Consider the following 14218-nt stretch of genomic DNA (forward strand, 5'->3'; position numbering starts at 1 on the left):
ACGACGCGGCGGTCCTCGCGGGCCGCGAGGACCGCCGCGTCGTAGGTTCCGGACAGCTCGGCGGAGAGATGGAGCGAGACGATGCCGGTCGCACCGGACTCGGCGACCCTGCGGTAGGTCTCCGCGAACAGCTCGGGGCTGGGGCGGGACGTCGTGACGGGGCGCCGCTTCTGCAAAGCCTGGGCGAGACTGCGGGTGGAGATCTCGGTGCCCTCCTCGAGGGCGCGGTCCCCCAGCACCACGGTCAGGGGTACCGCGGTGATGCCGTGCCGCTCCATCGTCCGGGCCGGAAGGTAGGCCGTTGAATCGGTGACGATCGCGACATGGCGGGACATGAGCTGGAGGTTACCTGCCGTGGTGGCCGTGCGGCAGCCCGGGCCCGTGGGGCGTCGTCCGCCGTGGAGTGGTCATCGCCGCTCGGGCGGCGTCATGTGGTGCTCTCGGGGCGCGGCTTCTTCTGCCAGGGGTAGGTGGGGCGCGGGGCGGCCGGCGCGATGGCGGGCCGCTCCCCGTCGTCCTGCTGCGGCTCGGCCTCCTGCCGCGCGGTGTCCGGCCAGGTCTGGCCGGGTCCCGGGGCGTCGGCGGCCGGTGCCTCGGGCCACCTCGGGGGCGTGGCCGGCTGCTGGTCGGAGGTGGTCCAGTGGCGCAGGGCGCCGGCCTCCATGTCGATCTGCGCGCTCAGCGAGTCGAGGTCGTCGTCGGCGAAGCGGCGGGCGCGGTCGCGGGTGGCCCAGCGCAGGGAGTCGGCGGAGCCGGTGATGCGCTCGGTGCGCTCGCGCAGGCCGGGCAGGCGCGCGGACAGGGTGGCGCGGTCCGGCTCGCCCTCCAGGCGGCGCAGTTCCGCGTCGAGCTCGTGGCCGTGCGCGCTGAGGCGCTGGAAGAGGGCGAGGGACTCCTTGACCGAGTCGTCCTCGGCGGCGACCGCCTCCAGGGCGTCCTGCGTGGCGCGCATCGAGGTGCGCAGCGTCAGCCGGAGCTGGGCGATCTCGCCGGCCGGGCCGGTCTGCGCGAACGCCTTGGCGCGCAGGGTGTGGTCCTCGACCGTGCGGCGGGCCTGGTGGATGTGGCGGTCCGCGCTGCGCTTGGCGGCGCCGACGACCTTCACCGTGGCGTACACGCCCAGGGCGACGAAGAGCACGAAGAGCAGGGCGATCACTGCGAACACCGCTTCCACGAGGCTCCTCCTTCGGGCACGTCCGGCCTGTCCCGGCACCTGTCGTGCCGCTTCTCCACGGTAAACGCAACGGGCAGGCCCGGAGTTCCGCCGGAACCCCGAACCTGCCCGCACACACCGCGCCCGCTACCCGTAGGGGTCAGCCGGGCCCCGTCACGCCGGAACGATGTTCACCAGCTTCGGCGCCCGCACGATCACCTTGCGGATGCCCGCGCCGTCCAGCGCCGCGACCACCCGCTCGTCGGCCAGTGCCGTCTTCTCCAGCTCGTCGTCGGAGATGCCCGGGGACACCTCCAGCCTGGCCTTCACCTTGCCCTTGATCTGGACCACGCAGGTGACGGTCTCGTCGACCACGTACGCCGGGTCGGCCACCGGGAAGTCCCGGTGCACCACGGAGTCGGTGTGGCCCAGCTTGCGCCACAGCTCCTCGGCGATGTGCGGGGCCAGCGGCGCGACCAGCAGCACCAGCGACTCCGCGACCGGACGCGGCAGCGGGCCTCCCCGCTTGGTCAGGTGGTTGTTCAGCTCGGTGACCTTGGCGATGGCGGTGTTGAAGCGCATGCCCTCCAGGTCGCCGCGCACGCCGTCGATCGCCTTGTGCAGGGCGCGCAGGGTGTCCTCGTCGACGTCGCCCTCGTCGACGACGGTGACCTCGCCGGTCGTCTCGTCGACGATGTTGCGCCACAGCCGCTGCAGCAGACGGAACTGGCCGACGACCGCGCGGGTGTCCCAGGGGCGGGACACGTCCAGCGGGCCCATGGCCATCTCGTACAGGCGCAGGGTGTCGGCGCCGTACTCGGCGCAGATCTCGTCCGGGGTGACCGCGTTCTTCAGGGACTTGCCCATCTTGCCCAGCAGGCGGGTGACGCGCTCGCCCTGGTACCAGTAGCCGCCGTCGCGCTCCTCCACCTCGGCGGCCGGCACGGCGATGCCCCGGCTGTCACGGTAGACGTAGGCCTGGATCATGCCCTGGTTGAACAGCTTGTGGAACGGCTCGGCCGAGGAGACGTGGCCCAGGTCGTACAGCACCTTGGACCAGAAGCGCGCGTACAGCAGGTGCAGCACGGCGTGTTCGGCGCCGCCGACGTACAGGTCGACGCCGCCGTGCGGCATGCCCTCGCGCGGGCCCATCCAGTACTGCTCGATCTCCGGGTCGACCAGCTTCCCGGAGTTGTGCGGGTCCAGGTAGCGCAGCTCGTACCAGCAGGAACCGGCCCAGTTGGGCATGGTGTTGGTCTCGCGGCGGTACTTCTTCGGCCCGTCGCCCAGGTCCAGGGTGACGTTGACCCAGTCCTCGTTGCGCGACAGGGGCGTCTCGGGCTGGGTGTCGGCGTCGTCCGGGTCGAAGGTGCGCGGGCTGTAGTCGTCGACCTCGGGCAGCTCCAGCGGCAGCATCGACTCGGGCAGCGCGTGGGCGATGCCGTCCTCGTCGTAGACGATCGGGAAGGGCTCGCCCCAGTAGCGCTGGCGGCTGAACAGCCAGTCGCGCAGGCGGAAGTTGACGGTGCCCTCGCCGTGGCCCTCGCGCTCCAGCCACTCGGTGATGCGCGCCTTGGCCTCGGTGACGCCCAGGCCGTCCAGGGAGACGTGCTCGCCGGAGGAGTTGACGATGGTCGCGTCGTGGGAGACGAAGGCGTCGCCCCACGTCGCGGGGTCGGTGCCGCGGCCGTCGGTCGGCTCGACCACGCAGACGACGGGCAGTTCGAAGGCGCGGGCGAACGCGAAGTCGCGGGTGTCGTGTCCGGGGACGGCCATGATCGCGCCGGTGCCGTAGCCCATCAGGACGTAGTCGGCGATGAAGACGGGCACCTGGCGGCCGTTGACCGGGTTGGTCGCGTAGGCGCCGGTGAAGACGCCGGTCTTGTCCTTGGCCTCGGCCTGGCGCTCGACGTCGGACTTGGCGGCGGCCTGGGCGCGGTAGGCGGCGACGGCCTCGGCGGGCGTGGCGTGGCCGCCGGTCCACACCTCGTGGGTGCCCTGGGGCCAGGCGGCCGGGGTGAACTTCTCGACCAGCGGGTGCTCGGGCGCCAGCACCATGTAGGTGGCGCCGAACAGGGTGTCGGGGCGGGTCGTGAAGACGGTGATGTTCTCGCCGTCGATGGGGAAGTCGACGCGGGCGCCCTCGGAGCGGCCGATCCAGTTGCGCTGCTGCAGCTTGATCGCCTCGGGCCAGTCCAGGGCGTCCAGGTCGTCCAGCAGACGGTCGGCGTAGGCGGTGATGCGCATGTTCCACTGGCGCAGCTTGGCCTTGAACACGGGGAAGTTGCCGCGCTCGGAGCGGCCGTCGGCGGTGACCTCCTCGTTGGCCAGCACGGTGCCCAGGCCGGGGCACCAGTTGACGGGCGCGTCGGAGGCGTAGGCCAGGCGGAACTCGCCCAGCACGTCGGCGCGCTCGGCCTCGGTCAGTTCGCTCCACGCGCGCGTGTGGCCGGGGACGGGGCGCTCACCGGACTCGAACTGCGCGACCAGCTCGGAGATCGGGCGGGCCTTCTTCGCCTCGTCGTCGTACCAGGAGTTGAAGATCTGCAGGAAGATCCACTGGGTCCACTTGTAGTAGTCCGGGTCGATCGTGGCGAACGAGCGGCGCTTGTCGTGGCCCAGGCCCAGCCGGCGCAGCTGGATCTGCATGTTCTTGATGTTGGCCTCGGTGGACACGCGCGGGTGCGTGCCGGTCTGCACCGCGTACTGCTCGGCGGGCAGGCCGAAGGCGTCGAAGCCCAGGGTGTGCAGGACGTTGTGCCCGGTCATGCGCTGGAAGCGGGCGTAGACGTCGGTGGCGATGTAGCCCAGCGGGTGTCCGACGTGCAGGCCCGCGCCCGACGGGTACGGGAACATGTCCATGATGAACTTCTTGGGCCGCGCGACCAGCTCCGGATCGCCCGCCAGGTCACCCTTGGGGTTGGGCGCCGCGTACGTGCCCTCGGCGTCCCAGAAGTCCTGCCAGCGTGCCTCGATCTCGGCGGCCAGGGCGGCCGTGTAGCGGTGCGGCGCGGCCTCCGCGGCTGCGGGGTTCGTCTCGCTCATGATCCTCAAAGCTCCATCGATCGTCTCTGCCTGCTGCTGCGACTTCCTGGAAATGAAAAAACCCCTCGCACAGGAGGGGACGCCGCGCCGATTCCGGCCTGCCGGGACATCGGCGGTCGGGACTGATCAGCGCGGCTCGCTAAGCAGAAGGCGTACGGCACGCATGCGGTCAGGGTACCGCAGGGACGGATCTCGCCGCGACGCCCTTCCCCGGCGCTTTGAACCTTGGTCAAAAGTTACTTCGCGTAACGACCCCTAAGGGGACAACACAACGGGCTCATTGTCTTTTGATAACAGCGCAATAACTCAAACCTGGTACTGACGGGTACGACGAGGCTTAGAGTTCGGCAGCGGGACCGCTTTACCGAACCGTTCGGAGTTGCCCCCATGAACCCTCGTCCACTCGGCAGCCCACCCCCCGCTCGGGGCAGGTCGGCTGCGACTCCGTCGTACCCGCTGTGCGTCCGGACGTCCGGAGGTGCGTCGTGAGGCCGGACGACAGCACGGCGGACGACTGGTTCGTCGACTTCCTCAACTTCGGCGTCGGCGTCCTGTCGCTCGTCTGCCTCAGCTGCTCCGTGATCTGGGGGCTCGTGGCGCAGGACCGGATCCTGCTCGGCCCCCGGCAGCGGATCCTCGCGCAGGCGGTGCACCGCACCACGGCGGTCGCGTCCGTCGTCTTCCTGCTGATCCACATCGTGATCAAGCTGGCGCTGGACCACACCTCGTGGATCGCCGCCGTGATCCCCTTCGGGCTGCTCCTCACCGACGACGAGGCCGTCTCGGGGCGGAGCTTCCTGATCGGCCTCGGCACCCTGGCCGGCATGTTGATGATCTTCGTCGCGATCACGGGCGTCCTGCGCAACCGCTTCGCCTCCCCGGCGGAGGTCGCCGCCCGCTGGCGCGCGGTGCACATGCTGGCCTACCCGGCCTGGTGCGCAGCGCTGGTGCACGGCCTCTACGCGGGTCGAGCGGCCAAGCCGATCTTCATGATCCTTTACGGCCTGTCGCTGCTCGGCGTGTTCGCGGCCCTGGTGCTGCGGGCCTCCCCGCGCCCGGTCAAGCGCAAGGTGGCCGACCGCATCACCTCGATGCTGGGCCTCACCGACCAGCAGCCCGGCAGCCGGCTGGAGGAGGCCAGAGCGCGCAACGCGGAGTCCGTCCTGCCCGGCTACGGCGGCGGGGACGCCCGCGACGACCGGCGGGGGCGCTCCGAACGCCCGTCGTTCGACGCCCCCTCGCCCATGCCGGCCCCGGAACCGGCGAACGGCTTCGCGGCCGCCTACCGCGCGGTCTCCACCCCGCCCCGGCAGTCCGCCGGGAACCCCCTCACGGACGCCACCGCCCGCATGGAGATGCCGGACCTCCAGGCCACGGAGGCGATCCCCCGGGTCGACACGCCCTCCAGCACCTCGGGCAGCTGGCCGATCCCGTCCCCGCCGCCGGTCGGCGAGGCCCCGCCGTCGGCGTACGACCCGCTCAACGACACCGGATACACCATCCCGACCTACGACAATTCGGTCGGCTCCGGCTACGGGTCGAGTGATGTGTACGACACCGCTGAGACGAACACCCTCTACGGCACGTACAACCCGGGTGACACGTACAACAGCGGTCCCGCCAATGCACCAACCCCCGGTGTGCCCTCGTCGTCCTACGACTTCGGCGCACCGGGGTCGGGCGAACCTTGGAACACGCCTTCCGGAGGCTTTAAGTGAACGAGGCCCTGCCCGACGTTCCCGAAGTCCGCGTCGTAGGGCTTCCCCAGCTCACGTCGGGTTTCGACCTTGTCGACCGGCTCGATCTGCAGATGCACCTCAAGGTGCACGGCCCGCTCGAGCCCCTGGGCGGTGAGCAGCTCGCGCAGCTCGCCGAACGCATCAACCTCAGGGGCCGCGGCGGCGCGGGCTTCCCCTTCCACAAGAAGCTGCGCTCGGTCGCCGAATCGGCGATCAAGCGCGGCGTCCGGCCGGTCGTCGTCGTCAACGGCAGCGAGGACGAACCGGCCTGCCGCAAGGACACGGTGCTCATCAACCGCGCACCGCACCTCATCCTGGACGGCGCGCTGCTGTGCGCCGAGGCGATGGGCGCCCGCACGCTCGTGGTGGGGGTCACCCGTGAGTCCACCCAGCGCTCGATGGAACAGGCGCTCGCCGAGCGCGGCCTGAGCAACGGCCGCCGCTCGGCGCTGCGCGCCCGGGTGCAGCGCAACCCGGTGCGCATGGTGACGGGGGCCGCCGCCTCCCTGATCCGCTCCATCGACGGCGGCCCGGCCATCCCGCCGGGCCGCAAGGTCAGCGCCTCGAAGAACGGCGTCGGCGGCGCGCCCACCCTGCTGTCCAACGCCGAGACGTTCGCCCAGCTCGCCATCGCCGCCCGCATCGGCCCGGAGCGCTACGGCAACACCGGCCTGTACGACGAGCCGGGCACCGTGATGCTCACGGTGTCCGGTGCGGTGGCCCGCCCGATGGTGATCGAGGTGCCCACCGGCGTGCCGCTGCGCTACGTGCTCCAGCTGGCCGGCGCCCCGCCGGTCCCGCAGGGCGTGCTGACCGGCGGCTACCACGGCAAGTGGATCGACGCGGCGACCGTGAACGAGGCCATCGTCTCCCGCAACTCGCTGGACGCGGTGGGCGGTTCGCTGGGCGCGGGCGCAATCCTGCCGATCAGTCAGGACACCTGCCCGCTGGGCGAGTCGCTGATGGTGGCCAAGTGGCTGGCGCAGGAGAGCGCCAACCAGTGCGGCCCCTGCTACCTGGGGCTCCCGGCCGCCGCGCGCGGCCTGGAGGACATCCTGAACGGCGGCGGCCCGGCCGCGGTCGAGGCGGTCCGGCAGGTCGCGAAGAACGTGAAGCGGCGGGGGGCCTGTTCGCACCCGGACGGCTCCGCGATGTTCCTGGAGTCGACGCTCAAGGCGTTCGGCGAGGACATCGCGCTGCACGCCCTCGGCAACGGCTGCGGACGGCCCGTGGCCGGCGTGCTGCCTCTGTTCGAGGGCGGCGCGACCCCCACGGGCATCCCGGGCGGCGAGGACGAGGAGAAGAACGGCCCCAGCCGTCAGAAGATCTTCGTCGACTGGACCCTGTGCCGGGGCCACGGGCTGTGCGCGGACATCCTCCCGGAGGTGTTCCAGCTCGGCGCGGACGGCTTCCCGACGGTGGCTCAGGCGCAGGTGCCGCGTTACGCGGAGGCGAAGGCGCTGCGCGCGGTGCGGCGCTGCCCCGCGCTGGCGCTGCGCATCGAGGACTCGGCCCCGCAGGCGAAGGCGCCCTCCCGGAACCTTCCGGTGCTCTCCCAGGGCCGCGGCAGGCGCGCTCTGGGGCGCTGACGGGGGATCGGGGGGGACACACGCAGCCGGCCCTCTCCGGCGGCCTCGAGCCGCCGGAGAGGGCCGTTCCGTTCTCGTGGCGCGGGAGGTGCGGTGACGTGCGCGACAACGACCGAGGGCGGACCATCCGTTCGGATGGTCCGCCCTCGACTTCTGTGGAGCTAAGGAGAATTGAACTCCTGACCTCCTGCATGCCATGCAGGCGCTCTACCAACTGAGCTATAGCCCCTTGCGGTGTTCCCCCGGGTTTCCCCGGCGGCGACGCCAACTTTACACGGTCCCCCCGGCCCAACACCAAATCGGTTTCGCTTCGCCCGTTCCGTCCGGATCGCGCGCTCCCGGCCGTGCTCCCTCAGCAGGTCACGCCGTCACGAACGAGTAGAAGCGTTTGAGGGTGCAGTGCTCCTCCAGCAGCCGGCCGTAGATCGGCTCGCCCTCGAGTTCCCGGTACGTCTCGATGGGGTCGCCTTTTATGATCAGCGCCCGCGCGCACTCCTCGCACCAGTACTGGTAGTCGGGGTTGATCGGCTCCATGTCGCGGACGATGGGGGTGCCGCTGCCGCACCAGTCGCACTTCCGCCTGTGTGCACCCATCGGTCAGCTCCAGCTGTGGCCGCAGGCCGTGCACACGTAGGAGATCCCGCCGTTGTCGCCGAGCACCTGGGCGACGTGTGCGGAACCGCAGGAGGGGCAGCTGAGACGGGTGGAGGTCCGTCGGGTCGACACCGCTCCGAGGAGGTGGTCGACCTCCTCGAGGATGCTCGCAGGCATCACAACTCCCTCCCGTCGGGCCGCGCCCCCTTCCGGTCGTTTGATTCTGCCACGACCGGGCCAATACGGTCAGCGACGCCGTGGTACCGGTAGGGACACGGCTGTACGCCTCGCAGAGGTATACGTCGGAGGACGCCGCCGTACTCACCGGCGGACGACAAAAGATCCCGCCTCCGCGGAGGGAGACGGGATCTTCACCATGTGGAGCTAAGGAGAATTGAACTCCTGACCTCCTGCATGCCATGCAGGCGCTCTACCAACTGAGCTATAGCCCCTGGCAGCCACATGAAGTGACTTCCTGGTTCCGCCCCGCTCAGCGGGGCGAACAAGAAGAACTTTAGCCTGCGACCTGCCGGAAAGTGAAATCCGGGTCCGGGACGCCGTGGAGTCGCGCGGGGAGCCGCCTCGTACGGCCGCCGCCGGAGGCCCCGAGGGGGCACGGCGGCGGGCGCGGCCGTCCTCAGTCGTCGTCGCCGAGCACCGGCTCCGGCAGGGTGCCGGCGTTGTGCTCCAGCAGCCGCCAGCCCCGGGCGCCCTCGCCGAGGACGGACCAGCAGCAGTTGGTGAGCCCGCCCAGGCTCTCCCAGCTGCGCGGGTCGAGGCCGAGCAGCCGGCCGATGGTGGTGCGGATGGTGCCGCCGTGGCTGACGACCACGAGCGTGCCGTTCTCCGGGAGCTTCTCGGCGTGCCGCAGCACCAGGGGGGCGGCGCGGTCGGCGACCTCGGTCTCCAGTTCGCCGCCGCCGCGGCGGACGGGCTCGCCGCGCTTCCACGCGGCGTACTCCTCGCCGTACCGGGCGATGATCTCGTCGTGCGTCAGGCCCTGCCAGACGCCCGCGTACGTCTCCCGCAGGGCCTCGTCGTGGACGACGTGCAGGCCGGTGAGCGCGGCCAGCTCGGCGGCGGTGGCCGCGGCCCGCTTGAGGTCGGAGGCGACGATGGCATCGGGCTTCAGACCCGCGAGCAGTCGGGCGGCCCGGCGGGCCTGGGCGACGCCGGTCCCGGTCAGCTCGACGTCCGTGGAGCCCTGGAAGCGGCGTTCCACGTTCCAGGAGGTCTGGCCGTGCCGCCACAGGATGATGCGGCGGCCCCGGCGCGCGGAGCCGCTCACCTCACCGGTGGCGCTCACCGCCACTCACCGCCCGGCTCCGCCGCCTCCTCGGCCTCCTGGAGCTTGGCGTGCTCGGCGGCCTTGCCGCGGGTGGCCTTGGCGTCCTCGGGGAGGTCGAGCTCGGGGCAGTCCTTCCACAGCCGCTCCAGGGCGTAGAAGACCCGCTCCTCGCTGTGCTGGACGTGGACGACGATGTCGACGTAGTCGAGCAGTACCCAGCGGGCCTCGCGGTCGCCCTCGCGGCGGACCGGCTTGGCGCCGAGCTCCTTGCCGAGCCGCTCCTCGATCTCGTCGACGATCGACTTGACCTGGCGGTCGTTCGGCGCGGAGGCCAGCAGGAATGCGTCGGTGATGGACAGCACGTCACTGACGTCGTAGGCGACGATGTCGTGCGCGAGCTTGTCGGCGGCCGCCTGGGCGGCTGTGTGGACGAGCTCGATGGAACGGTCGGTTGCGGTCACTGCATGGCTTTCGGTCGGCGGTCGTTTGTCCTCAAGGGTCTCACGGACCGCCGTGCGCACCCCACGTGAATACGCGGGGTGCGCATCTCCTCCCTGACGCGGGGTGCGCCCGGACTCGCTACGACCCGGACTCGCTACGACCCGGGGTCGTAGTCCTGGCCGAGGACGACCGCCACGCGCGCGTTGCCCGAGATCTCGCCCTTGGTGACGGCGTCGGCGGGCAGGCCCAGGGTCTTGGCGACCTCGGTGGCGTTCTCCTTCTCGGCGGGGTCGGCGTAGACGACTTCGGAGGCGGCCTCGGCGGAGCCGGCGGTGCCGCCCTCCAGGAAGGTGAAGCCGCCGTTGAGGAGCACCACGCGGGCCTTCTCGGTGTCGTCCCCGTCGCCGGTGGCGTTGCGCACGGAGACGGTGACCGCGGCGTCCCGGTCGGGGCTCTTGGCGGTGCCGCCAAGGACGTCCTTGACGACGCCGTCGCTCGCCTCGGCGGTGAGCGTGCCGTCCCCCTCGACGGGCAGCAGCGTGGTGCGGTGGTCGCCGCCCTTGGCGAGGTCGGAGAGCCCGGCGAGGAAGGCGCCGAGGTCCGCGTCGGTCAGCGGCGGCTCGATGATCTGGCCGAGGGTCTGGACGGTGACCGTGGCGGCGTCCGGCTCGGAGGTCATCTTGCGCAGCACCCCGTGCAGCACCTGCCCGAACCGCTCCAGCTGGGCGTTCTGGTCCTCGCCGGGGCCGCGGTGGGTGGCGTAGGCGACGGCCATCTTGCCGCTGAGGGTCTGGCCCTTGCCCTTGCGCACCAGCGGCGCCTCGCCCTTCTTCTTGGCGTCCGGGTCGGGCACGTCCGTGTCGGTGTCGACCTCGATGTTGCCGACCAGGTCGACGAGGGTGAGCAGGAAGGGGGTGTCCAGCCGCCAGGTGCCCTCGATGTCGGTGCCGAGGACGGTGTCGAGGGCGGTGCGGGTGCCTTCGGATCCGTCGTCCTCGACGGACTTGGCGAGCGTGGTGGTGGTGCCGTCCTCGGCGGTGAGGGCGAGGGAGTTGGGGAGCAGCACGGTGGTGCCCTGCTTGGTGGTGGCGTTGTCCACGAGCAGCGCGGTGGAGGTGCCGCCGTTCTCGGTGTCGTGCAGGTGGACGACCAGGACGTCCCGCTTCTGCGCGCCCGCGGCGGTGGTGGTGCCGGTGTCCGCGTCGGAGCCGGAGACTCCGGGCAGTTTCCCGGCGTACCAGAGGTAGCCGACGCCGCCGGCGACGAGCAGCGCGAGCACCACGGTCAGGGCGACGATCCGGCTGCGGGCGCGGCGGCGGGCCTCCTCGCGGCGCTCGGTGCGGTTCTCGGTGAACTTGAGCCAGTCGATGACGTCCTCGGAGTCGCCGTCGGGCTCCTCGACGAAGGCGAACTGCTCGGTGCGGTACTCGGGGGCGGAGCCGGCGCCGTCGGTGCCGTCGTCGCCGTCGTACCCCTCGTCGGCCGGGCCGGCCTGCCGGGGGATGTGCGCGGTCCGCTCCGGGGCGGGGGCGGGCTGCTCCGGTATGTACGCCGTCTGCTCGGTCACCCGGGGCTGCTGCCCGGTGCCGTCGCCGTGCGTGCCCTGCCCGTAGGGGTCGGGGGCGGGCTGCTGCTGCGGGTAGGCGTCGTAGCCGTAGCCGCCGCCGTTCCCGTAGGGGTCGTAGGCGGGCTGCTGGTGGCCGCCCGTGGCGTACGGGTCGTAGCCGTAGCCCTGCTGCTGACTCTGCTGGCCCTGATGCTGCCCCTGCTGCCCCTGCTGCCCGTAGGGGTCGTACTGCTGGGCCTGCGTCTGCTGGTCGGCGGCCTGCCGGTAGACCGGCCGGCCGTACTCGTCGTAGCCGACGAGCTCGTACGGTCCCCCGTCGCCGTATCCCGCGTCGTATCCGTCGTTCACCGGTGCCCCTCTCGGCTCACTCGCCGCGATACAGCTGACGCTTGGCGATGTAGCGCACGACACCGTCCGGCACCAGGTACCAGACGGGGTCTCCCTTGGCGACTCTCGCACGGCAGTCCGTGGAGGAGATGGCGAGGGCCGGGACCTCCACGAGCGAGACCCCGCCCTCGGGCAGGCCGGCGTCGGTCAGATGGTGGCCGGGCCGGGTCACGCCGATGAAGTGTGCCAGGGAGAACAGTTCCTCGCTGTCACGCCAGGTCAGGATCTGGGCGAGGGCGTCGGCGCCGGTGATGAAGAACAGGTCCGTGTCCGGGTTGAGCGCGGCGAGGTCGCGCAGGGTGTCCACGGTGTAGGTGGGGCCGCCGCGGTCGATGTCGATGCGGCTCACCGAGAACTGCGGGTTCTCGGCGGTGGCGATGACCGTCATCAGGTAGCGGTCCTCGGCGGGCGACACCGCGCGGTGGCTCTTCTGCCAGGGCTGGCCGGTGGGCACGAAGACCACCTCGTCGAGGTGGAACTGCGCGGCCACCTCGCTGGCCGCCACCAGGTGCCCGTGGTGGATCGGGTCGAAAGTGCCGCCCATGACGCCCAGACGGCGCTTGCCCCGCGAAGCCGGGCCGGTGCCGGGGCCGGTAGGCATGTCCTGCTCTCCCATGCGTGCAGACCCTACCGGCCCGGCCTGTGGGCCCCGTCCGCCAGTGCCCTCGGGCCGGGAGGCCCGGGGGCTCAGCGGTCGCGGTTGAAGCGGGTGGTGATCCACAGCAGGAGCAGCAGCACGAACAGGGCGCCGCCGCCGGTGAGGTAGGGGCTGAGGCTCTCGTGGTTGCCGCCGTGCTCTCCGCCCTCGGCGGCGAGGGTGACCATCTGGGCAGCGGTGCTGGGGAAGCTCATCTTCGGCAGGACCTATCGCGTGTGGGCGGGATAAAGACGTGCGCTCATCGTATGCGGGCGGCTTCGCGGCGATCACGCCGACTCCGCCGTTGCGGGCGTGCGGCGCCCCGGCGGGGCCGTCCCGGCGCGGGGAGGCAACCGTTGCCCGGCGCCCGCTCGTCCTTCCGCGTGGGGCCGCACGAAGCGGCCGCCCCGCTGCCCGCGGACGGGAATCCCGCCTAGGCTGGGTCCCGCCGCGGGGGGAGCACAAGGGCCGCGCCGGCGACCTTGCAGGTCAACCAGACGCACATGGGGGAAAGATGTCCGACGGCCACCAGCACAACGGGCACGAGAAGGTGCCCGGCAGGCAGCGCAGGCGCTTCCCCGGGATCTCCTCGCGCGCGTACGAGCACCCCGCCGACCGTTCCGCGCTGGTGGCGCTGCGGAAGCTGAGTGGGTTCGACACGGTCTTCAAGGCGCTGAGCGGGCTGCTGCCCGAGCGCAGTCTGCGGCTGCTGTTCCTGTCCGACTCGGTGCGGGTCTCGGACCGGCAGTTCGCGCACCTCAACGACATGCTGCGGGACGCCTGCTACATCCTGGACCTGGAGAAGGTCCCCCCGATGTACGTCAGCCAGGACCCGGTCCCGAACGCGATGTGCATCGGTCTCGACGAGCCGATCATCGTGGTGACCACGGGGCTGGTGGAGCTGCTCGACGAGGAGGAGATGCGGGCGGTCGTCGGGCACGAGGTCGGGCACGCGCTGTCCGGTCACTCGGTGTACCGGACGGTCCTGCTGTTCCTGACGTCGCTGGCGGTCCGGGTCGCGTGGATCCCGCTGGGCAACGTGGCGATCATGGCGATCGTGACCGCGCTGCGGGAGTGGTTCCGCAAGTCGGAGCTGTCCGCGGACCGCGCGGGGCTGCTGGTGGGGCAGGACGTCCGGGCGTCGATGCGCGGCCTGATGAAGATCGCGGGCGGCAACCATCTGCACGAGATGAACGTGGACGCGTTCCTGGAGCAGGCCGAGGAGTACGAGTCGGGCGGCGACCTGCGCGACTCCGTGCTGAAGATCCTTAACGTGCTGCCGCGCTCGCACCCGTTCACCACGGTGCGGGCGGCCGAGCTGAAGAAGTGGGCGGCCTCCCGTGACTACCAGCGGATCATGGACGGCCACTACCCGCGCCGCGCGGACGACAAGGACGCGTCGGTACGGGACTCCTGGCGGGAGTCGGCGAGCACTTACGCCGACGAGGTACGTACCTCGAAGGACCCGCTGATGAAGCTGGTCAGCGACATCGCGGGCGGCGCGGGCGACCTCGGCGACCGGGTCCGCCGGGGCTTCGGCGGCTTCACGGCCCCCAAGCCGGGCCCGTCCCGCCCGGCCTCGGACACCGGCACGGACACGGACACGGACGGAAACCCGCCACGCGACGGATCGTGAGCGCGTGACGCGGCGCGCCTCGACGCGTGTACGCCCGGCGGGCGGGTGCGTCCGGGACCCGGGGGTGCGCCGCCCCCTCCCCGCGGAGCGGCACCCGGCCGGCTGCTCGGAGAGGTACGGCCGCTTCCGGGCGCGCGCCCGG

The 14218-nt window shown here is 71.5% G+C and carries 13 protein-coding genes and 2 tRNA genes; 3 read left to right on the plus strand and 12 right to left on the minus strand.

Annotated features, from left to right (window positions below; all coding sequences use genetic code 11):
* From CCN29_RS11015 to leuS, 3 genes are all read right to left on the minus strand, one after another.
* A partial coding sequence (locus CCN29_RS11015; RefSeq protein ID WP_143661307.1) for a DegV family protein occupies positions 1-335 on the minus strand: 335 nt, incomplete at its 3' end.
* 92 nt (positions 336-427) lie between these two features.
* The gene (locus tag CCN29_RS11020) at positions 428-1174 is read right to left on the minus strand and encodes a hypothetical protein (protein ID WP_006136070.1); all 747 of its coding nucleotides are present in this window, start codon (positions 1172-1174) and stop codon (positions 428-430) included.
* Between the two features lie 153 nt (positions 1175-1327).
* Positions 1328-4198: a leucine--tRNA ligase gene (leuS, locus tag CCN29_RS11025; protein ID WP_086681277.1), complete on the minus strand. Its 2871-nt coding sequence runs from the start codon at positions 4196-4198 to the stop codon at positions 1328-1330.
* Between the two features lie 485 nt (positions 4199-4683).
* Between leuS and CCN29_RS11030 the strand changes: the two genes are divergently transcribed.
* Positions 4684-5916: a ferric reductase-like transmembrane domain-containing protein gene (locus tag CCN29_RS11030; protein ID WP_086681280.1), complete on the plus strand. Its 1233-nt coding sequence runs from the start codon at positions 4684-4686 to the stop codon at positions 5914-5916.
* Positions 5913-7526 (plus strand): NADH-quinone oxidoreductase subunit NuoF family protein, encoded by a 1614-nt coding sequence (locus tag CCN29_RS11035; RefSeq protein ID WP_006136073.1) that lies wholly within the window; start codon positions 5913-5915, stop codon positions 7524-7526. The genes CCN29_RS11030 and CCN29_RS11035 overlap by 4 nt, the downstream gene beginning before the upstream one ends.
* Positions 7527-7682: 156 nt before the next feature.
* On the opposite strand, the gene CCN29_RS11040 is transcribed toward CCN29_RS11035, so the two are convergent.
* From CCN29_RS11040 to CCN29_RS35760, 9 genes are all read right to left on the minus strand, one after another.
* A tRNA-Ala gene (locus CCN29_RS11040) sits at positions 7683-7755 on the minus strand.
* Positions 7756-7886: 131 nt separating this feature from the next.
* A complete protein-coding gene (locus CCN29_RS11045; protein ID WP_006136074.1) occupies positions 7887-8120 on the minus strand; it encodes a hypothetical protein in 234 nt (77 codons plus the stop codon).
* A gap of 3 nt (positions 8121-8123) precedes the next feature.
* Positions 8124-8297: a hypothetical protein gene (locus CCN29_RS34850; RefSeq protein WP_006136075.1), complete on the minus strand. Its 174-nt coding sequence runs from the start codon at positions 8295-8297 to the stop codon at positions 8124-8126.
* A 202-nt stretch (positions 8298-8499) separates the two neighbouring features.
* Positions 8500-8572 (minus strand) — tRNA-Ala (locus CCN29_RS11050).
* 185 nt (positions 8573-8757) lie between these two features.
* Positions 8758-9432, minus strand: a complete 675-nt coding sequence (locus CCN29_RS11055; protein WP_189408382.1) for a histidine phosphatase family protein — start codon at positions 9430-9432, stop codon at positions 8758-8760.
* The gene (gene rsfS, locus CCN29_RS11060) at positions 9423-9869 is read right to left on the minus strand and encodes a ribosome silencing factor (RefSeq protein WP_086681282.1); all 447 of its coding nucleotides are present in this window, start codon (positions 9867-9869) and stop codon (positions 9423-9425) included. Before rsfS ends, CCN29_RS11055 begins: the two co-directional genes overlap by 10 nt.
* Before the next feature lie 134 nt (positions 9870-10003).
* Positions 10004-11764: a LytR C-terminal domain-containing protein gene (locus CCN29_RS11065; protein ID WP_031018895.1), complete on the minus strand. Its 1761-nt coding sequence runs from the start codon at positions 11762-11764 to the stop codon at positions 10004-10006.
* 16 nt (positions 11765-11780) lie between these two features.
* A complete protein-coding gene (gene nadD / locus CCN29_RS11070; RefSeq protein ID WP_031018896.1) occupies positions 11781-12419 on the minus strand; it encodes a nicotinate-nucleotide adenylyltransferase in 639 nt (212 codons plus the stop codon).
* A gap of 71 nt (positions 12420-12490) precedes the next feature.
* Positions 12491-12655: a hypothetical protein gene (locus CCN29_RS35760; RefSeq protein WP_006136080.1), complete on the minus strand. Its 165-nt coding sequence runs from the start codon at positions 12653-12655 to the stop codon at positions 12491-12493.
* 299 nt (positions 12656-12954) lie between these two features.
* On the opposite strand from CCN29_RS35760, the gene CCN29_RS11080 reads away from it, so the two are divergent.
* Positions 12955-14076, plus strand: coding sequence for a M48 family metallopeptidase (locus CCN29_RS11080; protein WP_031018899.1), 1122 nt, complete (start codon positions 12955-12957; stop codon positions 14074-14076).
* The last annotated feature ends 142 nt before the right edge of the window (positions 14077-14218 follow it).

This window comes from Streptomyces pseudogriseolus (genome assembly GCA_002154585.1).
Classification (GTDB): Bacteria; Actinomycetota; Actinomycetes; order Streptomycetales; family Streptomycetaceae; genus Streptomyces; species Streptomyces pseudogriseolus.